Raw genomic sequence first — 24,306 nt, 5'->3', positions numbered from 1 at the left:
CCTATTTTCGAATTTCATCTTCGACCGTGATTGAATCTCATTGGCAACCTTACTAACATGTTAGATACATGCATTGGAGGTTCGCTCATTGGTAGAGAAAAAGAAAAAGGATGGCCGTAGCCTGAGAAATGCGGAGGGGCACGTCAATCAGAGAGACCGCGCCTATTCCAGTTTCACGGAGCACCTTCTTTCCCGCCAGCTCCGCCCCGGACAATTTGTTTCGCAACGGCAATTGGTCGAGCTTACCCAGTTGCCGCTTGCGGCGATCCGTGAGCTGATCCCGCGCCTTGAAGCCGAAGGGCTGCTGGTGACGGTTCCGCAGCGTGGCATGCAGATTGCCCAGGTCGATCTCAATCTGGTGCAGGATGCATTTCAGGTCAGGCTGTTTCTGGAAAAGGAGGCTGTCCAGATATTCGCGAGGCTGGTTAGCGACGAGACGCTGGAGGCCATCCGGCAGGAACATCTGGATATCATCGATGCCTGCAATGCCGAGCCGGACGCCAATCACGTCTCCAGAGCCCTTGTGGACAGGGCGCAGGAGCTGGATTCCCGATTTCATCACGGGATGATCGATTCCCTGCAGAATTCGATCCTCACCAATATCTACCGTGTGAACGCGATAAAAATCCGGCTGATCCGCCAGGCGCATACACAGCTCAATCCTCCGCTCGTCCTGCCCACGATGTACGATCACCTGAACCTTCTCGATGCGATTGCCTCACGCGATCCGGCTGCAGCAGCAGCAGCGATGGAACAGCACATTCACAATGCCAAAAACCGCGCGATCGCACGGTAGCCGCCCTTCTGGCGGGCCTTCCGGGCTGTTTCCCTATGCTTGGGGCAGCCAGGCCAGAGCGTGACGTCCAATGAAACTGCTGCCGAATGCATAAGGGCGCCGTGGTGGAATGTCACCATCAATCAAGGTAACATGTTAGCTATTGCGGCAGTGAAATTTTCCTGCTAGCTTCCGTCTGACTTGAGGGAGGAGATGCGGTCGCGCAGCAAATCCGCGCCGACCGGGAGGGAGAGATATGCGCCCGCATACTCATCCGGGGGCGATACGTCATTGAGGAAAATAACCGAGATTTGGGAGGATATGATTGACATGAAATTTTTCAGAAACAGTCTGGCGGCGGCGTCAAAAATGGCAGCCCTTGCATCATGCGTCGTTTTTACAGGTTCGATTGCGGGAGCCGCCGATTTCAACTGGCGTTCACAGGAAGGCCAGACAATAAATGTCCTGTTCACGAACCATCCCTGGCCGAACGCCATCAAGGATATGACCAGTGAATTCACGGAAAAGACCGGCATCAAGGTTCGCGTCGAGATTCTCAACGAAGACCCGATCCGCGCGCGTCTGTCGACGCTCATGCAGGCCAGGTCATCGGATGTCGATGCCTTCATTTCGCTGAAAATCCGTGAGGGCGCGGTCTACAACAAGGCTGGCTGGTATGCCGATCTCAACCCGCTGCTGAAGGACGCGAGTCTGACCTCGCCGGATTTCAATTTCGAGGATTTCGGCGAGGGGCTGCGCAAGAACGAGATTTTTGATGGCAAGCTGACCGGCGTGCCGATCAATGTCGAAGGTCCGCTGTTCTACTGGCGCAAGGATATTTTCGCCAAGTGCAACATTCCTGAACCGCAATATCTCGAAGACATTCCCGCTGCTGCAAAAACAATTTCGGAATGCGACAAGTCGGTCAACGCCTGGACGGCGCGCGGCGTGCGCAATGCGATACCCTATCCGATGGCGTCTTTCGTCTTCAATCTTGGCGGCGACTTCAAGTCTGCGGACAAGACCAAGCCGGGCCTGTGCCAGGAAAAGACCATAGCCGGCCTGCAGATGTATGGCGATCTTCTGAAAACCTATGGCGCGGTCGGTGCTTCCAACCATTCCTTCCCACAGGTCGTTGAGCTTCTCGGTCAGGGCAAGGTCGCCATGACGCATGAGTCCTCCAACGAATTCTCCAATATCGTCAAATTCCCCGGCCGCGCTGAAGATCTTGCCATCAAGGTGCTTCCGCCCGGCAAGGAAACCGGCATTTCCAAGCCCGTCGCCTTCGGCTGGGGTCTGTCGATGTCGAATTTCTCCAAACGCAAGGAGGCCACCTGGCTGTTCATGCAATGGGCAACGTCGCCGGAGATCGAGGCCCGTCTCATTCAGGCCGGTGTCGCGCCGCCACGCAGTTCGGTCTTCGACGGTGCGGATATGAAAAAATTCACTGACGAATTGCCGATCCGCAAAAGCTGGGCCGACGCCATCAGGCAGATCAGCAAAACCGGCACCGGCGACTACGCATCGCCGACCGACAAGGTGCCGCAGACCCGCGAGATCATCGGCAAGGTGGTTCAGGATTACCTGCTCGGCAACAATACGATCAAGGATGGCGCCTGCGAGGCGGACAAGGCCCTGCTCGCCCTGCAATAATTCGCCGGCTCCAGGAATTCCTCCCGGGAAATCCGGTTCCGTGCTGCAAAGTCCGGAGCCGGATCCCCGGCGGGAAATATTGCTCTCCCCAATCGTTGCACAGGCCGCCGGTCAGTTTCACGGCGTGCGGCCTGGCGCGGCTTGGGGCAAGCAATTGCAGACACAAATATCATTTTCATGAGGGATCCCCGTGTGATGACCGCTCCGATGCCTTCCCGCATCTCCGGCCCCGGCCAGACCGTTCTTTCCTTTCGCTGGATGATGGCGCCCGCCGTGGCATTCGTCGGCTTGATGATCGTTTTCCCCATTCTTTATGCGATCTGGATTTCGCTGCGCGAAAACTCGCTCGGCATGGATGATCGTTTCGTCGGTCTTGCGAATTATCTCGAGCTGCTTTCCGACGGGGAATTTCACAACGCCTTCATTCTGACATGGGTGCTTTATGGACTCGCGCTCGCCATGCAGATGATGATCGGCACCTGGCTTGGTTTCACCCTCAACCGGGTGCGTAGCGCGCGCAATCTCGTTCGCACGGTGGCTGTCATGCCCTTCATGATGCCGCCGGTGGTCGTGGGCATGATGGCGATCGTCATTCTCGATCCGGCCGTCGGCGTCGCGAACTGGCTGCTCGGGGAGGTGGGGATTGGCCCGAGCCTCTGGCTCGCCGATCCCAAGTGGGTCCTTCTGACGGTTGCCGCCGTCGACACATGGCAATGGTCGCCGCTGATCGGACTTCTGGTTCTGGGCGGCCTTCAGTCCCTGCCGACGAAGGTGTTCGAGGCGGCGGAGATCGATGGCGTGATCGGCTGGAAGAGGCTCGTTCACATCACCCTGCCGTTGCTTGCGCCGACGCTCCTGTCCGCCGCGATCCTGCGGTCGGTCGATCTGCTGCGTTTCTTCGACGTGATCTACATCACCACGCGCGGCGGGCCGGGCAATGCGTCGACCACGCTCAATATCTATGCCTACCAGCAGGGCTTCGAGTTTTCCCGTTTCGGCTACGCCTCGGCCGGCATGATCACGCTCGCGGCCGTCGTCATGGTCACCGTCGTCGCCTTTTCCCGGCTGCGACAGGCCGTCACCTGGTAAATCGAGGAGGAATTTTCATGCACGAACACGAGGCATACCAGCCTTCCCTTGCCGAAAGACTGCGCGGCGGTCTGAGCACCGCCATTCTGGTCATCGCCGCGATCACCCCGATCCTCTGGATGATCCTGTCGTCCTTCAAGGATCGTTACGAGGTGACGAAGCTGCCGCCGAGCCTCTTTTTCACGCCCACCCTGGACAATTACCGGCAGCTTTTCGAGCGCACGGAATTCCTGTCCAATACGCTGAATTCGCTCATCGTTTCCACGGGCGCGACGTTGCTCGGCATCCTGCTCGCATTTCCGGCGGCCTTTGCGGTCTCCTGGCATCGCACCACATGGCCCGCGACACTGGCGCTGTTTTCACGCATGGCGCCGGGCACGCTGTTCCTGCTGCCCTGGTTCATCATCTTTTCCGAACTCGGGCTTGTCGGTTCCTACACGGTGTTGATCCTGACCCATGCCGTCATCGCCATGCCGGTCGCCCTGTGGACGATGCTGCCCTATTTCGACGCCATGCCGCGCGAACTGGTGGAAGCCGCCCAGATGGACGGTTGCCGTCCGCTGTCGGTGCTCTGGCGCATCGTTCTTCCGGTCGTCATGCCCGGCGTGGTGGTGTCATCCATTCTCTGCTTCATCTTCACCTGGAACTATTTCCTGTTCGCTCTGGCGCTCTCCGGCTTCGACACCAAGACCGCCATCGTCGCGTCGTTCAATTTCATCGGCGAGGGCGTCACCAACTGGGGCGCGCTGATGGCCGCCGCAACCATGATCGCTCTTCCGCCGCTCATTCTTACCCTGCTCGTCCAGCGCCGCCTTGTCGCGGGCCTGTCCGCAGGGGCAGTCAAAGGATAATTCCATGGCCACTCTTTCCATTCAGAACGTCGTCAAGGCTTACGGCGCGCACCGTGTCATCCATGGCCTCTCCTTTGATATTGTCGATGGCGAGTTCATTGTCTTCGTCGGTCCTTCCGGCTGCGGAAAATCGACGCTGCTGCGCATGATTGCCGGCCTGGAGAATTTTCAGGAGGGTTCGATCTCCATTGAGGGAACGGTCGTCAACAGGCTCCGCCCCTGGGAACGGGACGTGGCGATGGTGTTTCAGGAATATGCGCTTTATCCGCATATGACCGTGGAAAAGAACATCGGCTTTGCCCTGCGGATGAACGGTGTGCCGGAGGCGCAGGTGAAGCAGCGCGTCGAAGACGTGTCGCGCACCCTGCAGCTTACCCATCTGCTGAAGCGACGCCCGCGCGAGCTTTCCGGTGGCCAGCGCCAGCGTGTGGCGATGGGGCGCGCCATGGTGCGCGGACCGAAAGTTTTTCTCTTCGATGAGCCGCTCTCCAATCTCGACGCCCAGTTGCGTGTCGATCTGCGTGCGGAAATCAAGCAGCTCCACCAGCGGCTCGGCAGCACCATGATCTATGTCACTCACGATCAGGTGGAAGCCATGACCATGGCCGATCGTATCGTCGTGCTGAAGGACGGTCACATCCAGCAGATCGGTGCGCCGCAGGAGCTTTACCGCAACCCGAGAACCCGCTTCGTCGCCGGTTTTATCGGGGCGCCGGCCATGAATTTCCTGCCCGTGCAGCTTTCGAAGGGTGTCGCAACCCTGCCGGATGGCACGCGCATCCCCGTTTCGGTCGAACGCCGGGACTATGAAGGTGCAGCGGAACTCGGCGTGCGGCCAGAACATCTTTCGCTGGATTCGGCCCATCGGGCTTCGTTGTCCGCCACGATTTCCGGTCCGGTTCAACTGATCGAGCCATTGGGGGCCGACACGCTCGCCTTGCTGGATATTGCCGGCAACCGGCTGAATTGCCGCCTGTCGGGCGATATGGCGCCTGCACCGGGCGAGATCCTGACCGTGAGTTTCGATCCCGATCGCTGCGTTCTGTTCGATCAGGCCGGTGCACGTATTTAATTTCGATTTTCCGAGAGACACTGCAATGAGCAAGACCGTACTGGTAACGGCAACGAATTATTCCCGCTATTGCGCGGACGCCAAGGCGATGCTGGAGGCGGAAGGTATCGACGTCGTTGAAAACGGCTTCGGGCGGCCGATGACATTTGATGAATTATCCGCGAGACTTGGCGATGTCGATGCCGTTATCGCCGGTGTCGACACCTGGAATGACCGTGTTTTCGACCTTGCCCCGCGACTGAAGGCGATTGCGCGTTTTGGCGTCGGTGTCGATAATATCGATATCGATGCGGCCCACCGGCATGGCATCGCGGTGACGAATGCGCCGGGCGGCAATGCCAATGCGGTGGCCGAACTGACGCTCGGACTGATCCTTTCGGCAATGCGCCGGATACCCTATCTGCACGATGCCTTGCGCGGTGGCGCGTGGGACCGTTTCGTCGGGCAGGAACTGATCGGCCGCCGCGTCGGCCTCCTCGGTTTCGGTAACATCGCCCGCAAGATCGCGCGCAAACTCTCCGGTTTCGATGTGGAGGTGATCGCTTACGACAAGTTTCCCGACCAGGCTGCCGCAACGAAGCTTGGCGTGCGGATGTGCGAGATGGATGAGGTGCTTTCGTCTTCAGACATTCTCGTGATGATGATGCCAAGCCTGCCAGAGACACGCCGTCTCATGGATGCAGGCCGTTTTGCCCGGATGAAACCCGGCTCGATCTTCATAAACACGGCGCGTGGCGCCCTTGTGGATGAGAAGGCGCTTTACGACGCCATCGTCAGCGGCCATCTTCAGGCGGCGGCGATCGATGTCTATGAGATGGAGCCTGCCTTGCCCGATAATCCGCTCTTTACGCTGCCGCAGATCGTCACCACGCCGCATACGGCAGCGGAAACCTACGAAACCTACACGTCTATCGGCCGGATTACCGCCGAGGCCGTGATCGATGTGCTCGCGAACCGCCAGCCACGCAACCAGCTCTGATCCACGCCGGCATGGCTTCCGCATCGGAATGCCGGGACCACATATGTTTGACAGGACGAAAACAATGACCAAGCGTATCGAAGGCATCATTCCCGTGATGATCACCCCCTTCAGGGGCGGCAAAATAGATTTCGAGGGCGTCGCCAATCTCGTGGAATGGTACATCGCCAATGGATCGGACGCGCTGTTTGCCGTTTGCCAGTCTTCTGAAATGATGTTCCTCACCCTTCAGGAGCGCGTGGAACTGGCTGCTTTTGTCAAGAAGGCCACAGCCGGCCGCATTCCCGTCATTGCCTCGGGCCATATCAGCGAGACGCTTGAAGATCAGCAGAAAGAGCTCAATGCCATCGCGCAGACGGGTGTTGACGGCATGGTGCTTGTCACCAACCGGCTGGATGCCCGGCAGGAGGGCGGCTCGAAGTTTCTCGATGATCTCGGCTGGCTTCTCGAGCGTCTGCCTTCCGATCTGCCGCTTGGTCTCTACGAATGCCCGGCTCCCTATCGCCGTCTCATGACCGATGCCGAAATTTCCTTCTGCGCCAAGAGCGGTCGTTTCGTTATCCTCAAGGATGTCTCCTGTGATCTTGAAACGGTCAAGCGGCGTGTAGCGCTCACCGCGAATACGCCGCTCGCCATCGTCAACGCCAATGCGGCAATTGCGTTCGACGCCATGAAAGCGGGATCGCGCGGTTTCACCGGGGTCTTCACCAATTTCCATCCCGATCTCTACAAATGGCTGCTGACGGAAGCCGGCCGGCAACCGGAACTGGCTGACGAGCTGTCGGTCTATCTGGCGCTCGCCGCCATGGCGGAGCCCATGGGGTATCCCAAACTGGCGAAGCTCTATCACCAGCGCCTCGGCACCATAAGCGATGTCGAAAGCCGCGCGGTGACGTTCGATATTCAGGAGCGTTTCTGGGCGATAGAGGCTCTTCTGGACAAGATCATGCAGGGCACGGAGGAATTCCGGCGGCGCATATCCAGATAGCGGCGTCCCCTGTCATCAACGGCCAGACAAATGCGGAAAACAGTTCTGCCGGCCATGACGTGTCATGCCCAGCCTTTCAGCGCCCGCCCGGAATAATAGCTGGGCGTGGTGGCGCGGTAGATCGGTATGCTGGCGGCACCCAGATGAGGCAAGTCGCTCATGATCGATTTGCGTATTTCCGGCGGCTCGACGAAAAAATCCTCGCCGAGCATTTCCAGGGAACCGATACGCCGCACGATATGTTCGAGAATCCAGTCTGGCAGCGATCCACCGAAAATGATGGCTGCCGGATCCATCGTGCGGGCGACCGTCAGTGAAAGCAGGCGAAGCTGATCCGTTGCCCGCTCCAGCCACGACACCACGGCGGGATGATCGGAATAACTTTCGTCAATATCTTTGAGGCGTCGAATGCTGATGCCCTGAGCAGCCAGAGTGTCGCACAGGTCCTGTCCCGAGGGTCGGGGATGGGATTTGGGAAACAGTCCACCGAACTCGCCGGCATTGCCATTGGTGCCGCGATAGAGATGGCGCTGCACCACCAGCGCGCCGCCAATGCCATATGTCAGCCAGATCATCGCGAAATTTCGGACATTGCGGCCTGCACCATAATAGAGTTCCGAAAGAATGACGGTGTTGCCGTCATTTTCGTGAAAGACCGGGAAATCGAAATAGGGCTGGAAGTCCTTTTCGACGTCGATATCGCGCCAGCTTTCGAACTGCTTAATCCGGAAGACATGGCCGCGATCCCGCTTGAAATGGCCGGGAAAGCTGATGCCGCAGCCCAGCACATCTTTCTTTCTTATCTTTGCTTTTTCAAGCACTTGCCGGGCGGCGGCCTCGGCCATCTCCATAATATGCTCGAAACTGTGCCCTTCCAGTTCCGATCTGATTTCCTGCCTTATCGTGCCGTTGAGATCGGCCACGCAGACACGCAGATCGTCTGGATTGAAGTAGACCCCCAGCGTGAAAAGCCCGTTCGGGTTGATTTCGATGGCGGTGGAGGGTTTCCCCCGTTTGCCGTCATTGCGGGCCTCCTCCGCTTCGACGATGAGGCCGGATTCCAGGAGATTGGCCGTCAGGCGGGTAAGGGTCGGTGCGGAAACATCCATCTCCCGCGCCAGCTCGATACGCGACATGCCTCCCTTGCCGCGCAAAATCTCGAGCAGACGCCTCTCATTGTAGCCGAGATCGATCAAACAAGTCTCCCCGCGAGAAGTTACGCCGGATGATTAGCGCAAATCGTGCGATTGTACACCTCGTTTTGCCGGAAAACCTGCCGTTGAGATTGAAGGCGTGTAAGTGAAAATCATAAAAAATTATTTCTTTTCAATCGGATATTTTATTTTCGCATTCAAAATAAATTCCGGCCTGACTAATTAATTTACGTAAAGAAAATAAATAATAGGCAGCGGGTGGCGACAGGCAATATCAAAAAGAAATCATGTCGCAGGGCCGGTCTGTCAGGGAACAAAAAAACGGAGCCCCCTTATGCGTAAATCATGCACTATTTTCGCGCGCCTTTTTGCCGGCGCCACTTTCCTTGCCAGCGCGGCTTTCGCTCATGCCGAAGGTACCGTCGTGGTCTATTCCGCTGCCCCGCAGCAGCTCATGGACGAATTGCTGCCCATGTTCGAAAAGAAAACCGGCACCAAGGTCGAGCTTGTCAAAGCCGGGTCCGGCGAGCTGATGAACCGCATCAAGGCGGAGAGCGGCAAGGCGGCGGGCGATGTGATCTGGAGCGTCGACGGGACGGTTATCGATTTCTCCGCCGACCTTTTCGAGCCATACAAGCCGGTTGAGGCTGCGTCGATCAACCCAGCCTTCTCACCGAGCGCGAACTGGGTGCCTTTCACGGCTGTCGTCACGGCCTTTATCGTCAATAAGGAGGCCCTGAAAGGCGCTCCCGTTCCGACGTCCTGGGCCGATCTCGCAAAGCCGGAATATAAGGGCCTGATTTCGTCGGCCCGCGCCGACCAGTCCGGCTCGGCCTATATTCAGATGGCGACGGTATTGCAGGATTTCGACAGCGAGGAAAAAGGCTGGGAAATTTATACCGGCATCCTCGGCAACTCGGTTCTTTCCACTTCTTCAGGCGCGGTTCCGCGTTTCGTCAACGATGGCGAACAGGCCGTTGGCATTACGCTGGAAGATGCCGCGCTGCGCTACAAGCTCGGCAGTGCGCCGGTCGAAATCGTTTATCCGAAAGAGGGTACGGCAATCGCGCCTGATGGCATGGCGCTCGTGAAGGGAGCGCCGAATGCCGGCAATGGCAAGGCCTTCATCGATTTCATCGTCTCCAGGGAAGCGCAGGAAATCGTGGTGAAGGCGGGTCGTCGCTCGGTTCGAACCGATGTTCCCGCCAATCCGGCACTCGTTCCGCTGTCCGATGTTCCAGACGCGAAATACGATTTCAAATGGGCTGCGGACAACCGCGCGCGCCTGATGGAAAAGTGGAACGAGACATTGCTCGACGTTCAGTAAGATAATTGCCGGGGACAGCGCAGAAGCGACCGTCCCCCTTTATCCCATTCACAATTCGCTTTCGTTTTGTCCAGCGTGGTCACCGGCCGTGCAGGATTTGTCATGGAGCAGCACATGGCCGCCGTGGAAATCACCAGCATCAAGAAGAGTTACCGGGATGTCGTTGCCCTCTCCGACATCAATATCTCCATCCCCTCGGGATCGTTTTTTACGCTTCTTGGTCCGAGCGGATGCGGCAAGACGACCCTCCTGCGCACGATTGCCGGGTTTCACCAGCAGGATAGCGGCAGTATCAGCATCGAAAGACAGGCGATCCAACATGTGCCTGCGCATAAGCGCGATGTCGGCATGGTTTTTCAGGATTATGCGGTTTTCCCGCATATTTCCGTCTTCGACAACATCGCCTTCGGTTTGAAGCAGCGCAAGGCGTCTTCCACCGAGATTCGCGAACGCGTCGGCAAGATTCTCGACATCGTGCAGCTCGCTCCCTACGCCAAGCGCATGCCGCATGAATTATCCGGCGGTCAGCAGCAGCGTGTCGGTCTGGCGCGTGCGCTCGTCATCAATCCGAAAGTGTTGTTGATGGACGAGCCCCTATCCAACCTCGATGCGAAACTACGCGTGGATCTGCGGCGCGAGCTGCGCGAAATCCAGCAGGCCATGAACATTACCACGGTTTATGTGACCCACGATCAGGAGGAGGCGCTTGCCATGTCCGATCTGGTCTGTGTGATGTATGGCGGCGTCATCCAGCAGGCCGCAGCGCCCTGGGAGGTCTATAACAACCCCGCCAACCGTTTCGTCGCCTCCTTCGTCGGGGCAAACAATTTCCTGACGCTGGATCGTTCGGGTGGGCGGACATCCATTTCCGGGCACGGTGTGGGGCTTCCGCAGGTTGACGCCATTGCGCCGCAACGAACGGTCGTTGCCGCCATCCGTCCTGAGGCGATTACCGTCGGCTCGCCTGCGACCGAAGATGAACGCCGCATCGAACTGCCTGTCACCATAAGGCAGGTCAGCTTCACCGGCCGCGAGATGAATGTTGCCGCGGTGCTGTCGTCGGGAGAGGAAATCGAGGCGATCACCAAGCCGTCGCCCGATATCATCGCCCTTCAGCCCGGCCAGAAAACGGTTTTCTCCTGGTCTGCGGGCGATACCAAGCTCTTCGGTGAGGGCGTTACCGGGGAGCGCCTGTCATGACGGATATGACCGCGACCGCAACCAGGGGCGGCTTCCGCCTGAGACTGCCGGGCTTCTGGACCAGCGTGACGGCATTTGCCGTTGTCATATTGGCGATCTTTTTGATCCTGCCCATTTTCAGCGTGTTCTTCATCAGCTTCTTCGACGCCAAGACGGGTGATTTCGGTTTCGGCAACTATGTTCAGGTGCTGACGCGGCGTTTTTATACCGTGGCATTGTGGAACACCCTTGTCATCGGCGTGCTCGGCATGTTGGGGGCCTGCCTGCTCGGTATTCCGCTTGCCTTCTGCACCTCGCGTTACCGCATCAAGGGCCGCACCTTCATTGCCACCTTCGCGGTGCTGGTTCTGTGCGCGCCGCCCTTCATCGGCGCCTATGCCTGGATCATGCTGTTCGGCGCCAACGGTGCGGTCACCAATCTCCTGTCTTTCGCCGGCATTTCACTGCCTACCATCTACGGGATACCGGGCATCGTGATGGTCTTCAGCCTGAAGTTCTTCCCCTATATCTTCCTGATGACGGAAAATGCGCTGAACACCATCAACAAATCCTATGAGGATGCGGCGGAAAACCTCGGCTGCACAGCGTTCGAACGCTTCCGCAAGATCACCTTGCCGCTGGTCTTTCCGGCAGTCAGCACCGGCGCGATCATCTGCTTCGTATTGTCCATCGCAGACTTCGGAACACCGGCAATCCTCGGCAAGGGCATCAGGACGCTCTCGACCATCGCCTATGCGCAATACACCTCCGAAATGGCTGGCACGCCGACCATGGCAGTCACGATTTCCATGGTGATGATCGCTATTTCCATGGCCGCACTTCTGTTGCAGCGGCACATTCTCGCCAAGCGCCGTTATGCCAGCTCATTGACCAACCGGCCGGTAAAGCGTTCCATGCGCCCGCTGAAATCGTTTATCGTGCACGGTTTCTGTTATCTGGTCGTCTTTGTCGCCATGCTGCCGTCCCTTACGGTCATCTATACATCGTTCCTCGCAACGAACGGTCCCGTCTTCACAGGCGGTTTCGGGTTGGACAGCTATGCCCGCATTCTTCGCGATTCACCGCAGGCGATTGCCAACAGCTTCACCTTTGCGATTGCCGCCGTGGTGTTGATCGCCATCGTTTCCGGCCTGCTTTCTTTCATCGTAGTCAGGCGGGACAATGCAGTATCGGGCTCACTCGATCTTCTGCTGATGGTGCCCTATCTGATACCCGGCGTCGTCATGGCGATCGGCTACGTCACGACGTTCCGTTATCCGCCTTTTGACATTACCGGCACGGCACTCATCATCATCCTGCTGGTGTTTATCCGCCGCCTGCCTTACGGCGTGCGCTCCACGACGTCGATCCTGCGGCAGATCAAGCCTTCCATCGAGGAGGCTGCGGTCAATCTCGGCGCTTCGCCGGCAAAGACGTTCATATCGGTGACGGTGCCGCTGATGTTGCCGGGTCTCATCATCGGTTCCTTGATGAGCTTCATCACCGCCATCAACGAATTGTCCTCGACGCTGATCCTCTACACGGCGCGGACAATTACGATGCCCGTGCTGATCTATATTCAGGTGATTGACGGCGAGTTCGGCACGGCCGCGGCTCTTTCTACCTTACTTCTCGTCAGCACCGGACTTTGCGTCTTCGTCGTCTTCCGGCTTTCGGAAGACAAGGAAGCCTCTTTCGTCTGAAACCATCCAAATATCATTCAAAACTGCAGCAGCGGCGACCCATGTGTCGCCGCCAGCCTCCCTCTGCAAGGACACCAGAAAGATGAATATCGCGAGCTTTTCGCAATCGAAATACAAGAACGCCGCAAAGCCGGGGGACGATGTGGCGCTTCTCATTCCCGGACGGGTTCTGGCCGTTTTCGACGGCGCGACCGACCCGACCGGAGCAAGTTACGGCGGGCTGAGTTCCGGCCGCATCGCGGCCCTTGCCGCCGCCAATGCCGTGGCTGAGATGAGCCTTGACGGCAGGCTGGAAACGCTCGCTGCGCCCGCGCTTTTTCAGAATATCAGCGATATCCTGAAAAAGGAGGCGCAGCGCATCAATGCCGGCCATCCGCCATCGACCACATTGGCGCTCGTCGCGGATATGGGCGACAGCTTCCGCCTGCTGCTTGCCGGCGATTCCGGCGTCAGGATCAACGGCACCCGTCTGTTTCAGCACACAAAGCTGATCGATACGGTAAGCACTTCGGCGCGCATATTCGTGTTCAAACAGCTTCTCGCGGCCATAGGCGATGGCGATGCGGCCGAGGCGCGCACGCGCGCGACGATCTTCTCAGGCCTGCGTTCGGCTGTCGCAAACGGCATCATGACGGCACGGGATGCGGAAAATGTCGTTATTGCCGCGGCCGGGATGAGTGGTCTTGAAAACGACATCGAAACGGTCGAGGAATTCCTGATGGGTGGAATCCGTGTCCAGCCGCAATTCGCAAACCGGCATGGGCATGTACTGGGTTACGCCTCGGTGAATGGCGGAACCGTCATGCAGGAGGGGACGGTTGACGTCCGCATCGCCAAAGACGGGCTCTCGAGCGTTGAAATATTCTCCGACGGCTATTTGTCCCTGCCTGCGGGGACGGATGTTGCGGCCTGGGAAGCGGAATTCGCGCGTGTCGAGGCGGCGGATTTTCACAAGCTGCGTGAGTATCCGTCCGTCAAAGGTTCGACAACGGCGGAATTCAGCGATGACAGGACCGTCATTTGCCTCAACCTGGTTCAAGGGTAGTCCAGTCTACGAACCTCATGTGAGCCGGCCGACATCGCATATCGATGTCGGCATCATTCGCGGTCGGTCAACTTGAGATGTTTGCTGACGGAGACGGCCATGCCGCGCCGGCTGACGCCAAGTTTCGCGTAGATGTTCTTCAGGTGGAATTTCACGGTCGCTTCCGAAAGGCCGAGATCGCGGGCCATTTCCTTGTTGCTGCGGCCTTCGGAGAGAAGTTTCAAAACGGTGGTTTCCCGCCCGCTCAGCAGTCCGGCGGCATGTGTTGCGCCGTCGTCATTGCCGCCCAGCGGCATCACCATACGTGGCTGGCGGCCAAGGCCGTGTCCGACGATGCGGCTCATGAATTCCACCGCGTTCGGGCTGAATACCTTCAGGCCGAAACGGCGCACGATGGCGCGCAATGTGGTGGCAAGATCGTGCCCTTCATCGGTAAAGAGCTGCGTCGCCTCGTGAGCGCGGGCAAGGGCGATGGCCGATTGCAGATAGGCGAAGGCCTGTTGTTGCCGGCCTGCTTTCCACGAGGCCTGTACCGCCATGATTTCGGCCAGCATGCGGTGATAGGCGCGGCCGGACGCCTTGGCGGAGAGGATCAGAGCTTCGAGCCTTAGCAATGCCTGCGGCGCCTGCCCCTGCGCAAGCGCGAACCGGGCGCTGGCGATGTCGAAATCATAGGCCTCGCGCCAGGTCCAGTTGCCGGGACCGCCCGCCTGTTTCAGGCTTTCCACCCGTTCCATCGCCTGCGTTGCCGACTCGATCATGCCGGCCCTGACGAGCAGATCGACACGCATGATCGCAGCCGCAGTCTTCAGGCGGGGCAGGTTGCGCTCCACCGCCACTTCCTCCGCCTTGTCGATTGCGGCTGCGGCGGCATCGAAGCCGCTGACCTGAAGACGGCTGCGGGCCAGCAGCCAGAACAGGCGCATGAAAAGGTCGACCCAGCTTTCGCCGCGTATCAGCGGCTCCACGCATTCCGTCAGGGTCTGCTCGACATGAAGCACCTCACCCTGTTGATAAAGCACGTCGGCAGTTGCGAGGCGGACGATGGCGAGCAGGTTCCTGTCCGTCCAGTGCACGCGTTCCACCAGTTCCTCTGCCTCCCGGCAAAATTGCAGGGCTGCGGAAAATTCACCGGTCAGCGTGCTGACGAGGCCGAGGTGGATGAGCATGAAGACCTGGGCATAGGGCGTTTTCTCCTCGCGGTAATATCCGAGCGCCTTCAGCGCCGCCCGCCGCGCTTCCTCAAGCTCGCCGGTCCGGGTGTAAATGATGCAGAGGTGGTTGAAGAGCCAGGCGAGTTCCCATGTGGCATGCGGCGGCAGGGCGGCGGCGGCCCGTTCCAGCCGTTGCGCCTCGGCAGGGCTCATGCGGCGGTCTTCATAAACATCGATCAGGCTGTCGATATGGTCGAGGACGCTACGGTCGACGGCGGCAAGTGCGGCAGCGGACCATTCGCCGTTTTCTTTCAGAATATCGAGCCGTTCGCGCCCGGCCGCCGCATTGCCGCGCTTGGAGAGCACCACGGCATAACAGACCATCAGGCCGGGCGATGCATGCAGGATTTCCGGCGGAAAATTATCGATCAGGTGCTCCAGCACCTGATGCCCGGCCCGCAGGAAAATATCGACGCCACCGGCTTTTCCGATGATTTCTTCCGCCATATGGAAATCGCCGCTCTGGGCGGCGTGGGAAACGGCGCGTTCCAGATGGGCGCGGGTTGCAAACCAGAGGGCGGCCTGGCGATGCAGCGCCTTCTTTTCCGTTTCCGAAACGAAGGCGGTGTCCCGTTCGAGGCAGGTGCGAAGCACGGGGTGCAGGGAGAGCCAGCCATTCGGCCCGTTTTCGATAATGGGATGCATGGCCTCCAGCATGGCCAGATCCTCTTCCGTCAAGCCGGGCAAACCGAGGTCGGATGCGAGATCAAGACGAAATTCCGAGAAAGGCGACAATCGGCGCAGGGTGGACAGGAGCGCCGGAGAAAGCCGGTTGATGACGGTTTCGCGCGTGTAGTCCGTCAAATCGGCATGGGTCCCGGCGAGCAACAGGCGCCGCTCTTCTTCCGTCGAGCCTCCGGTCACGATGCCGGTGGCGAGTTGCGCCAGCGCGGGCCAGCCACGGGTGATTTCCATCAGGGGGTCGACAAGCGCCGCCGTCGCGCCACGGGCCAGAAGCCGCCGCAGGTCGGATCGCCCGAATTCGAGTTCTCGCGCCGTCACCTCCGTCAATACCCCGCGTGCCTTCAGCCGGGCAAGCGGCAATTGCGCGGGAGAACAGGACGAGCAGGCGATACGGAGCGCATCGGGCGCGGAAAGAATGAGCTGCTCCAGAAGCCGGTATCGGCTGCCGGTGTCGATTTCGTCGACATTGTCGATGAAAAGAATGGTCAGACCCTCACGCCGCGCCACCGCTTCCATGGCGTCCGTCATTGCATCCTGCGTGTCCGCCATTGCGGCAAGGCCAAGCGATTGACGCAATTCACCGACGAAACGCTCAGGCGATGCAATGCCCGACGCGTTGAGCCAGGAGCAATGGGAAACCGCCGTATCGCGCATGCCCGGCAAAGTGAGGGTGCCATCCACCAGACGCTCATAGGCCGCTTTCATCAGGGCGGTCTTGCCGAAACCGGGCGGGGCGCGAAGAACGACGATCTGTCTGGAAAGCCCTGCGGCCAGCTTGGAGAGCAGATAGGGTCTTTCGATGCCTGAAAAAAGCATGCGCGGCGGGCTGAAGCGCAACCCGGCGCCGGTAAAGGTTCTTACGGCATGCAACGGCTTTTCACGCAAGACTCGGCTCGGCATCGGTCCTCTTTCGTCACTGAACGACCGGCCCCAGCCGAAATGATGTCCGGAAAGGGCAGGGCATTATCAGCGCCTGATGCCGGGCGTTCGTCAAGAGCCGAGTGGCCGGTAGGCTTGCGGCAGGCCGAAGGCGGCGGGACCGAATACGGCCAGCGCTTCCGGCGTGCGCATGATGGGCGGCACACGCACGGCAAGCACGTTTACGCGCTGTCCATAACGCAGCCTCTCGGTGGTGATGGCTTCGGCCGTGTCGATGTCGAGCACGGTGATGAGATCGGGAACGATCGCCAGCACGCGTCCGCCTTCTTCCTCGGCGACGAGATTTTCGTTCTGGATGCGGATTTTGACCTTCGGTTTCGAGGTGTCGAAGGGTTCCACGGTGGCAATCCCGACCGACCAGCCGTTTTCCTCCTTGCGGGCGACATCGCAGACCTTGCCGGAGGTGATGATTTCGGCATGGCCGTAATGCGTGCCCGCAAAAAAATCGACAAGCGCCCGGACCGGGTCGAGATGCCCTGCGGCGGCCTCGCGCAGGGTCCGGCCAATGCCGATGGCGAGCGACATGGTGGCGGGCACCGAAACACGTTTTGCCGTTTCGCCATCCATGCCGTAATTGACGATGTAAGCCTGTCCGCCCATGCGGATGGTCACGCCCCGGGCCAGCCACTCGGCCTTTGCGGCGTCTTCGGTCTCGATCAGCACGCGGTTGCCGCGTTCGTCGGCCACCGCAACGGGGCTGGCCGGCACGCCGTAGACGTTGAAGGTTTCCATCTCAAGCTGCGGGAAGGCGCGGCCCATGCCGTCCGCATCGATGACGGGTACGCGCTTTTTGGCCGCCAGCACAATGGGTATCATGGAATTGATGCCACCCGCCTCGAAGGGAATGATGGCGCCGACATCGATGCCGGTGTGGTCCTCATAGGTCTCAAGCGCAAAGTCGCCCTCTTCTCCGGAGGGGATTTTTTCGATGAGGATGGTGGGCGCTCCCATTGCGCCGCAGGCGACGACGGCTGCGCCATCGGGCACCGCGTCGAGTGCGATCAGATCGACCGGTCCGTATTTTTCGATGGCGGCCTTGGCCAGAAGTTTGCCGATATAGGGATCGCCGCCGCCGCCGGTGCCGAGAACGGCCGCGCCGACGGCCAGATCGTCTATGTCCTGCTCCGTGATGATTGCCATGTCAGTCGATCTCCTCGATGGAGGTAAAGGGTTCCTTCAGGCCGAAGCAGGCCGGGCCGAATACGTCGAGCGCTTCCGGGGTGCGCATGATCTCGGGCACCGAGACGGCGACCACGGTGACGCGCTGGCCGTAACGCAGGTTTTCGCTGGTGATTGGCTCGGCGGTTTCCGTGTTCATGATCGAGATCAGGTCCGGCACGATGGCTCTTACCCTGCCATCCTGCCTGGCGATCAGGTTCTCGTTCTGGATTTCGATTTCCATCTGCGAGGTGAATGGCGCGACAGCTTCGATACGGGCGCGGCCAATGGTGAAACCGGCTTTGGTTTCGCGCATCACATCCACGATCTTTCCCTTGAAGATGACGCGGCCGTAACGGTAAAGCGTGGAAGGCAGGAAACCGAGAAGCGCTTCGATGGGATTGATGTGGTCCTCCTGCGCCTTGCGCAACACCTTGCCGATGTGGATCGCCAGTGTCAGCGTATTGGGAATGGCCGTGCGCTTCACCTCCGCGCCGCTCATGGCATATTCCGCAATATAGGCGCAGCCGCCCATGCGAATGGCGACGGCACGGGAGAGCCATTCCATCTGCCTGTTATCGACGGCTTCGATCAGCGCGCAATCACCCCATTCGTTGCTGACCGCCATGGGGGAGCCGGATATGCCGTAAACGCCGAATGTCTCCATTTCCAGAAACGGAAAGGCGCGCCCCATACCGTCGGCATCGACGATGGGCAGACCGAGCCGGGCGCCAACGACCAGCGGAATGGTGGAATTGATGCCGCCTATCTCAATGGGCATGGTGTAACCGGCTTTTTTACCGAGCCGTTTTTCGAGACGGCGAAGCGAGAAAATGGCTTCATCGCCCGAAGGGATTTTTTCCACCAGCACGGTCGGCGCACCCATCATGGCTGTGGGGATGACGAGGCTGTCGTCCGGCAGCTCACTGGGGTCGATCAGCTCGACCTCGCAGCCTTCGTCCAGGCATTGCTGCACCATCATGCGCCCGACATAGGGGTCGCCGCCGCCGCCGGTTCCGAGAAAAGCCGCGCCGACGGCAAGATCGGCAAGATGTTCGCGTGTGAGTTTCATAGCCATGCCCTCAACCGATCACCAGGTCGCCGACCGCCTTGACGCGGATGCGGGTGGCGCTGCCGGGCAGATAGGCAAGCGGCACTTCCTCGATATCCATGATCTTGACGGAGGCTGCAGTCGCCCCCGCCTTTACCGCCCGTTCAGAAGCCTCGGCCTTGGCGCTTGCCAGAACGGCGTCACGCGAGGTGCCTTCCAGCGAGAAGATGCGGTCCACCTCGCCTCCCACCTGCGCGATGGCCGCGCCGATGGCATTGGCGACGGAGGCGTTTTCCGGCCTTAAAACCTTCGATGCCGAAGGCAGGTCGCGCGAGACCAGAATTGAGCCGCCGCCCACCAGAATGACGGGAAGCGGATCGGCGCTGGTTTTCATGCGATCCACGGCCTCATCGACCATGCGATGCATGGTGTCGAGGGCGGTTTCGATGGTTTTTGCGGGAATATGCGCAACGCGGGAGCGGTCGCCAATATCCTCCAGACCGGCCGCCACCACGATATCCGTGGTGGTCAGGGTATCACCGCCGAAAACCAGCGCCTTGCTGGTGATCTCGTAACCGACGGAATCGGGGCCGATGCGCGCACCTTCGTCACGCACCAGAGAGCCGCCGCCAAGCCCGATGGCCAGCACGTCCGGCATGCGGAAATTCGTACGCACTCCGCCAATATCGACGGCAACCGCCGATTCTCGCGGAAAACCGTGCACGAGCATGCCGACATCCGATGTCGTACCGCCAATATCCACCACCATGGCTTCCTTGACACCGGCCAGCATGGCAGCGCCGCGCATGGAATTGGTGGGACCGGAGGCGAAGGTAAGGACGGGATAACGCTCGACATAGTCGGGAGACATCAATGTTCCGTCGTTCTGGCTGATGAAAAAGGGCGCCTTGATGTCGAGTTCCTTCAGCGCGCTGCGGAAGGAGGAGACGACCTTGCGGGAAAGCTCGGCCAGCGAGGCATTCATGATCGACGCGTTTTCACGCTCAAGAAAGCCGACCCTGCCGATTTCGTGGCTGAGCGAGATGGCGATGTCAGGAACCGCATCGCGCAGGATTTCGGCGGCGCGAAGCTCCATTTCCGGCGTGACCGGCGAAAAAACCGAGGTGATGGCCGCCGTCTTCAGGCCGCGTTCGCGCACGGTGGCGGCAACCTCCACCAATCCTTTTTCGTCGAGAGGCGCGATGGTGCGCCCGTCGAATTCATGTCCGCCGCGCAGTATGAAGGTGTGGCGGCCAAGTGTGTCGGCAAGGTCCTTCGGCCAGTCGGTCAGCGGCGGCAGGCCCTTGGTGGCCGGCAGGCCGAGGCGGATGGCGGCAACTTCCAGCAGACGCTTGCGTTCGACCACGGCATTGGTGAAATGGGTCGTGCCGATCATCACCGCCTGAATTTGCGAGACGGATACGCCCGTCATGCCCAGAAGCTTGTTCAGCACCGCCACGATGCCCGAGCCGACATCGGCCGTTGTCGGGCTTTTGCAGGCGCCGATGACCGCTGCCCCATCCATAAGGGCGGCGTCAGTATTCGTGCCACCCACATCAATGCCAATACGCATGTCTTTCTCCTGTCGATTGACAAGGGAAGGGCGCCTGCGCGGCTGCTCACCGCACATTGCATCCTTTCCCGATTTTCTGGTTCCGATGGCCGGGTCTCAGGCCACCAAGACTTCGGATCGTTCGGGGTCCCACGTCACGCCGATCGCCTGTCCGGGCGACAGCCTGGCGAGATGGGACTGGTTCTGCCGTTCGGCGACGATATCCTGCCCGCCGACCGAAAGATGGTAGCGGACAAGGGCGCCCTGATAGGTTTCAGAGACGACGGTTGCCGGAACGCCGGTGCCGGCCTCGCCGATGATGATGTTTTCCGGCCTGACGACGAGCTTGACGGCTTTGCCATCGGCGAAGTCTTCGGCGGGAACACGTGTCAACGCCACGGTGTCGCCGAAGCTGACCACCAGACTTTCGCCTTGGCGGCCCCTCACTGTGGCGTCGATGACATTCGACTGGCCGATGAAGGTGGTGACGAAAAGCGTCTTCGGCCTCTCGTAGATTTCCTGCGGCGTGCCCACCTGCTCGACTCTGGCTTTCTGCATCACGCCGATGCGGTCGGACATGGTGAGCGCCTCATCCTGATCGTGGGTCACGTACACCGTGGTGATGCCGAGCTTCTTTTGCAGATCCTTGATCCAGTATTTCATTTCCTCCCGCAGCGATTTGTCGAGCGCCGAAAGCGGTTCGTCGAGAAGCAGGATACGCGGTTCGGTAACCAGCACGCGGGCAAGGGCCACACGCTGCTGCTCGCCGCCGGAAAGCTGGCGCTGATAGCGGTTTTCATATCCCATCAACCCGACCTGGCGTAACGCGAAGGCGACGGAGCTGTCGATTTCCTCTCTGGATTTCTTTCGCAGCTTCAGGCCGAAGGCGATGTTTTCCGCCACGCTCATATGCGGAAAAATCGCATAGTTCTGGAAGACGATGCCGATGTCGCGCTTTTCGGGCGGCTGATGGGTGACATCGTCCGATCCGATCAGGATCTGCCCCGATGATGGGCGGATGAAGCCGGCGATCATGCGCAATGTCGTGGACTTGCCGCAGCCGGAAGGTCCCAGCAGCGAGAAGAATTCGCCCTGTTCTATATGCAGATCGATGCCCGCGACCGCGACATTGTCGCCATAGGATTTGACGAGGCTTTTCAGTTGAATATCCGACATCGGCTTCCGTTGTCCTTTCCTCTAGGGCGTGGCCGGCGGGGCCGGCCACGACGTTCTGCTGGCGCCGGGGCTTTCTCCGGCGCGAAGGTCAGCCCGCGAATATCTCGTTCACGGTCTCGACGATCTCGTCTTCGTTTTCGAGATAGGCTTTCCAGTCCGGCAACCAGAAATCCTTGGTGGCGTCGGCGCTGTTGACGATGCCGGCCTTGACGAGATTATCCGGCAGGACGGCATTGGAGACGGTGGGGCGCAGGTAGAATTCCTTGCCCATATTGGTCATGAAGGACGGCTCCAGCGCGCGATTGAGAAGCGCATAGGCAAGCTTCTTCTGGGTCGGCTCGGAATAGCGGCTGACCGTGTAGGTCTGGGTCAGGATCGGCTGGAGTTCCTTCCAGTACATCACGGCGAAAGGCGCGCCCTTGTCGCGGGCCTGCATGGGTTCGGCATCGCTCTGCACGGCGATGACCACTTCACCGCGATCCATCAGCGTCTGCATGTTGCCGGTGAAATCCGAAATCTTGGCGGGCATCAATTCCTTCATCGCCTTGTAACCGGCATCGAGATCGTACTGATCCTTGCCGAAGAGCGAGCAGGCGACGAGAAAGAAGTCCATCTGCAGGGTGTTGGAGGTGATGTAGGTGCCGCGCTTGCCGGCGAGTTCCGGCTTCCACATGTCCTTGAAGCTGGTGGGCGGCGGGGTGACGAGGTCGGTGCGGTAGGCATGCACATACTGGTTGAAGGCCCAGGTGACGCCGACGCCGTTCGAGGTGGCGAAGGGCCAGAGATTTTTGCCGTTCGGCACATTGGGAAGAATTTCGTCGATCGTGTGGAAGAAATCGCCCGCCGCCGCCGTCTTGAACATTTCCGGCAGGTTCCAGTTGGTGATGTCGAGCGGCGGTTTCTTCGGCCCGTTGGCGACGAATTTCGGAAACCACGGCCAGGTGGAATCATATTCGATCTTGCAGTTGAAATCTTTCGCGAAGTCGGTCAGCAGATATTTGTGCACCAGCTCGCCCCAGGGGCCGCCCCATTCGCCTATCCGCAACACCGCCCCGCCGGCATCGAAGACGGAACCGTCATAGGTCACATCCTGCGAGAAGGCGTGGTTGATGTTGAAGAGCGGCAAGGTTGCCGCTGCAGCACCCATCTTGAGGAGCCTGCGGCGGCCGGGATCGAATGTCATTCCTGTCATGTCCATGTTCCCCTTGTTTTTGAATCTATGGATACGGGTAGTTCATTGAATGTCCGGCGGGCCCCTAGCCGCCGAAAATGCGCTTCAAATTGATGAGCCTGGAGGTCGCCACCATCGAGACGACGACGAGGAGGATGGCGAAGATGCCTGCCGCAGCCGCGGCGGGTTCGAAGGCGTAGCGCAGCGCCACATACATCGCCATCGGCAAGGTTTGCAGGTTTGGCGTTGAGAGAAAGAGCGTCACCTCGAACTGGCCAAAGGAAATGATGAAAGCGAAGATGGTGCCCGCGGAAATGGCCGGTGAAATGATCTTCAGCGTCACGAGCCGAAAGGCGGTGAAGGGAGAAGCCCCGAGCGACCGCGCCGCCTCTTCCAGGCTGCGGTCGAAGCCGACGAGGGCGGCGGTGACCGTGGCGATGACAAAGGGGCAGGTAACGATGACGTGGCCGATGATAAGCCCGGTCATGCTCCGCGCGAGCCCGATGCCCGTGGTGACGTAAAACACATAGAGCGCAAGGCCAAGCACCACCCCCGGCAGGACGATGGGCATCATGAAGAAGGCGCGTAGCGGTGCGACAAGACGGCTCGACGACCGTGTGAGGAACAGTGCCGCCATGGTGCCGAGCACCGTCGCAATCGCTGTCGAAATGCCGGCGACGAGGAAGGAAACGCCATAGGCCGAAAGGAAGGTCGGCGAGGTCAGGAAGGCATAGACCCAGCGCAGGGAAAAACCCTGCGGCGGAAAGGTCAGGTAATCGCCGGCATTCAGCCCGGACAGGATGACGATGATGACCGGCACCAGCAGGACGGTCAGTGTCAGGACCGACAGAAGCCTGAAAACAAGCGGAATGGATGATTCCTCACGCATCAGCTGCGCCCTCCCGTGGTGCGCATGGCAGCGCGGTGATAGACGGCGATCGCCATCAGGCTGGTGACGAAGAGGACCACGGCGATGGCCGCACCGAACTGCCAGCGCCCGGTTTCCGCCACCTGCTGGTAGATGTGGATCGGCATGACCATGACCTTCCAGCCGCCCATCAGCGCCGGCACGACATAGGATGAAATGGCAAGTGCGAAGACCAGCAGCGTGCCCGCCAGAATTCCCGGCATGGAAAGCGGGAGCACGATGGAGAAGAAGGCCTTCGTGCGGGAGGCGCCAAGCGATCTGGCCGCCTCTTCCAGCGCCGGATGGATGGATTTAATGATGCCGATCAGGGAGAGGATCATGAAAGGCAGCGTGATCTGCACCAGCCCGACCACGACACCGAAGATGTTGTACATCAGCGGCAGCGGCTGCGAAACGATGCCCATGCGGATGAGCGCGCCGTTGATGAGACCGTTATCGCCCAGAAGTACCATCAGCCCATAGAGCCGGATGACCATGTCGAGCTGCATGGACGACAATACGAGGATCATCAGCAGGGTGTTATACCAAGGCCCGATGAAATTGACTCACGGGATTCCGTTTTCGGGCAAATCATGATTCAACATGGCGGAAGGAGATTTCGCCATGGGAACGGCCCTC

General features: G+C 59.6%; 20 protein-coding genes. 11 read left to right on the top strand and 9 right to left on the bottom strand.

Translation table 11 applies throughout. The features are described 5' to 3' along the window. Nucleotides 1-88: 88 nt before the first annotated feature. The 7 genes from ACQZ5K_RS24660 to ACQZ5K_RS24630 all read left to right on the top strand — a co-directional run bounded on the left by ACQZ5K_RS24660 (nt 89) and on the right by ACQZ5K_RS24630 (nt 7,407). Nucleotides 89-796 (top strand): GntR family transcriptional regulator, encoded by a 708-nt coding sequence (locus ACQZ5K_RS24660; protein ID WP_020812378.1) that lies wholly within the window; start codon nt 89-91, stop codon nt 794-796. Between the two features lie 309 nt (nt 797-1,105). Next, nucleotides 1,106-2,428 carry an ABC transporter substrate-binding protein gene (locus ACQZ5K_RS24655; RefSeq protein ID WP_448741751.1) on the top strand — a complete coding sequence of 441 codons (1,323 nt, stop codon included), beginning with the start codon at nt 1,106-1,108 and terminating at the stop codon, nt 2,426-2,428. Between the two features lie 195 nt (nt 2,429-2,623). Further along, a complete protein-coding gene (locus ACQZ5K_RS24650) occupies nt 2,624-3,517 on the top strand; it encodes a carbohydrate ABC transporter permease (RefSeq protein WP_448741750.1) in 894 nt (297 codons plus the stop codon). Nucleotides 3,518-3,534: 17 nt separating this feature from the next. Next, on the top strand, nt 3,535-4,368 hold the full coding sequence (locus ACQZ5K_RS24645; RefSeq protein ID WP_020812374.1) for a carbohydrate ABC transporter permease: 834 nt from the start codon (nt 3,535-3,537) through the stop codon (nt 4,366-4,368). Nucleotides 4,369-4,372: 4 nt separating this feature from the next. After that, nucleotides 4,373-5,440, top strand: a complete 1,068-nt coding sequence (locus ACQZ5K_RS24640; protein ID WP_448741749.1) for an ABC transporter ATP-binding protein — start codon at nt 4,373-4,375, stop codon at nt 5,438-5,440. Between the two features lie 25 nt (nt 5,441-5,465). Then, nucleotides 5,466-6,419, top strand: coding sequence for a phosphoglycerate dehydrogenase (locus ACQZ5K_RS24635; protein WP_020812372.1), 954 nt, complete (start codon nt 5,466-5,468; stop codon nt 6,417-6,419). A gap of 64 nt (nt 6,420-6,483) precedes the next feature. Then, on the top strand, nt 6,484-7,407 hold the full coding sequence (locus ACQZ5K_RS24630) for a dihydrodipicolinate synthase family protein (RefSeq protein WP_448741748.1): 924 nt from the start codon (nt 6,484-6,486) through the stop codon (nt 7,405-7,407). A gap of 62 nt (nt 7,408-7,469) precedes the next feature. On the opposite strand, the gene ACQZ5K_RS24625 is transcribed toward ACQZ5K_RS24630, so the two are convergent. Then, nucleotides 7,470-8,603, bottom strand: a complete 1,134-nt coding sequence (locus ACQZ5K_RS24625; RefSeq protein WP_448741747.1) for an ROK family transcriptional regulator — start codon at nt 8,601-8,603, stop codon at nt 7,470-7,472. 292 nt (nt 8,604-8,895) lie between these two features. Here ACQZ5K_RS24625 and ACQZ5K_RS24620 point away from each other — a divergent pair, with 292 nt between their 5' ends. From ACQZ5K_RS24620 to ACQZ5K_RS24605, 4 genes are all read left to right on the top strand, one after another. Further along, the gene (locus tag ACQZ5K_RS24620) at nt 8,896-9,888 is read left to right on the top strand and encodes an ABC transporter substrate-binding protein (RefSeq protein ID WP_425645154.1); all 993 of its coding nucleotides are present in this window, start codon (nt 8,896-8,898) and stop codon (nt 9,886-9,888) included. 102 nt (nt 9,889-9,990) lie between these two features. Next, a complete protein-coding gene (locus ACQZ5K_RS24615) occupies nt 9,991-11,088 on the top strand; it encodes an ABC transporter ATP-binding protein (RefSeq protein ID WP_448741746.1) in 1,098 nt (365 codons plus the stop codon). After that, nucleotides 11,085-12,770 carry an ABC transporter permease gene (locus ACQZ5K_RS24610; protein WP_448741745.1) on the top strand — a complete coding sequence of 562 codons (1,686 nt, stop codon included), beginning with the start codon at nt 11,085-11,087 and terminating at the stop codon, nt 12,768-12,770. Before ACQZ5K_RS24615 ends, ACQZ5K_RS24610 begins: the two co-directional genes overlap by 4 nt. An 82-nt stretch (nt 12,771-12,852) precedes the next feature. Next, nucleotides 12,853-13,815, top strand: a complete 963-nt coding sequence (locus ACQZ5K_RS24605) for a hypothetical protein (RefSeq protein WP_448741744.1) — start codon at nt 12,853-12,855, stop codon at nt 13,813-13,815. Nucleotides 13,816-13,868: 53 nt separating this feature from the next. Here ACQZ5K_RS24605 and ACQZ5K_RS24600 read toward each other — a convergent pair whose 3' ends face one another. The 8 genes from ACQZ5K_RS24600 to ACQZ5K_RS24565 form a co-directional block, all read right to left on the bottom strand. Continuing rightward, a complete protein-coding gene (locus ACQZ5K_RS24600) occupies nt 13,869-16,613 on the bottom strand; it encodes a LuxR C-terminal-related transcriptional regulator (protein WP_448741743.1) in 2,745 nt (914 codons plus the stop codon). 90 nt (nt 16,614-16,703) lie between these two features. Beyond that, complete coding sequence (locus tag ACQZ5K_RS24595; protein WP_448741742.1) at nt 16,704-17,792, bottom strand: DUF917 domain-containing protein; 1,089 nt, start codon at nt 17,790-17,792, stop codon at nt 16,704-16,706. A gap of 1 nt (nt 17,793) precedes the next feature. Then, nucleotides 17,794-18,888 (bottom strand): DUF917 domain-containing protein, encoded by a 1,095-nt coding sequence (locus ACQZ5K_RS24590; protein WP_448741741.1) that lies wholly within the window; start codon nt 18,886-18,888, stop codon nt 17,794-17,796. Between the two features lie 4 nt (nt 18,889-18,892). Beyond that, complete coding sequence (locus ACQZ5K_RS24585; RefSeq protein ID WP_448741740.1) at nt 18,893-20,434, bottom strand: hydantoinase/oxoprolinase N-terminal domain-containing protein; 1,542 nt, start codon at nt 20,432-20,434, stop codon at nt 18,893-18,895. 96 nt (nt 20,435-20,530) lie between these two features. Beyond that, complete coding sequence (locus ACQZ5K_RS24580) at nt 20,531-21,589, bottom strand: ABC transporter ATP-binding protein (RefSeq protein WP_448741739.1); 1,059 nt, start codon at nt 21,587-21,589, stop codon at nt 20,531-20,533. Between the two features lie 88 nt (nt 21,590-21,677). Beyond that, the gene (locus tag ACQZ5K_RS24575) at nt 21,678-22,781 is read right to left on the bottom strand and encodes an ABC transporter substrate-binding protein (RefSeq protein WP_448741738.1); all 1,104 of its coding nucleotides are present in this window, start codon (nt 22,779-22,781) and stop codon (nt 21,678-21,680) included. Between the two features lie 64 nt (nt 22,782-22,845). Further along, nucleotides 22,846-23,649, bottom strand: coding sequence for an ABC transporter permease (locus tag ACQZ5K_RS24570; RefSeq protein WP_448741737.1), 804 nt, complete (start codon nt 23,647-23,649; stop codon nt 22,846-22,848). Then, nucleotides 23,649-24,197 (bottom strand): ABC transporter permease, encoded by a 549-nt coding sequence (locus ACQZ5K_RS24565; RefSeq protein ID WP_448741736.1) that lies wholly within the window; start codon nt 24,195-24,197, stop codon nt 23,649-23,651. The genes ACQZ5K_RS24570 and ACQZ5K_RS24565 overlap by 1 nt, the downstream gene beginning before the upstream one ends. Between the last annotated feature and the right edge of the window lie 109 nt (nt 24,198-24,306).

It is taken from the genome of Agrobacterium sp. 22-226-1 (assembly GCF_053522345.1).
The sequence above is the reverse complement of the archived record's forward strand: the minus strand, read 5'-3'. Positions and strand labels throughout refer to the sequence as shown.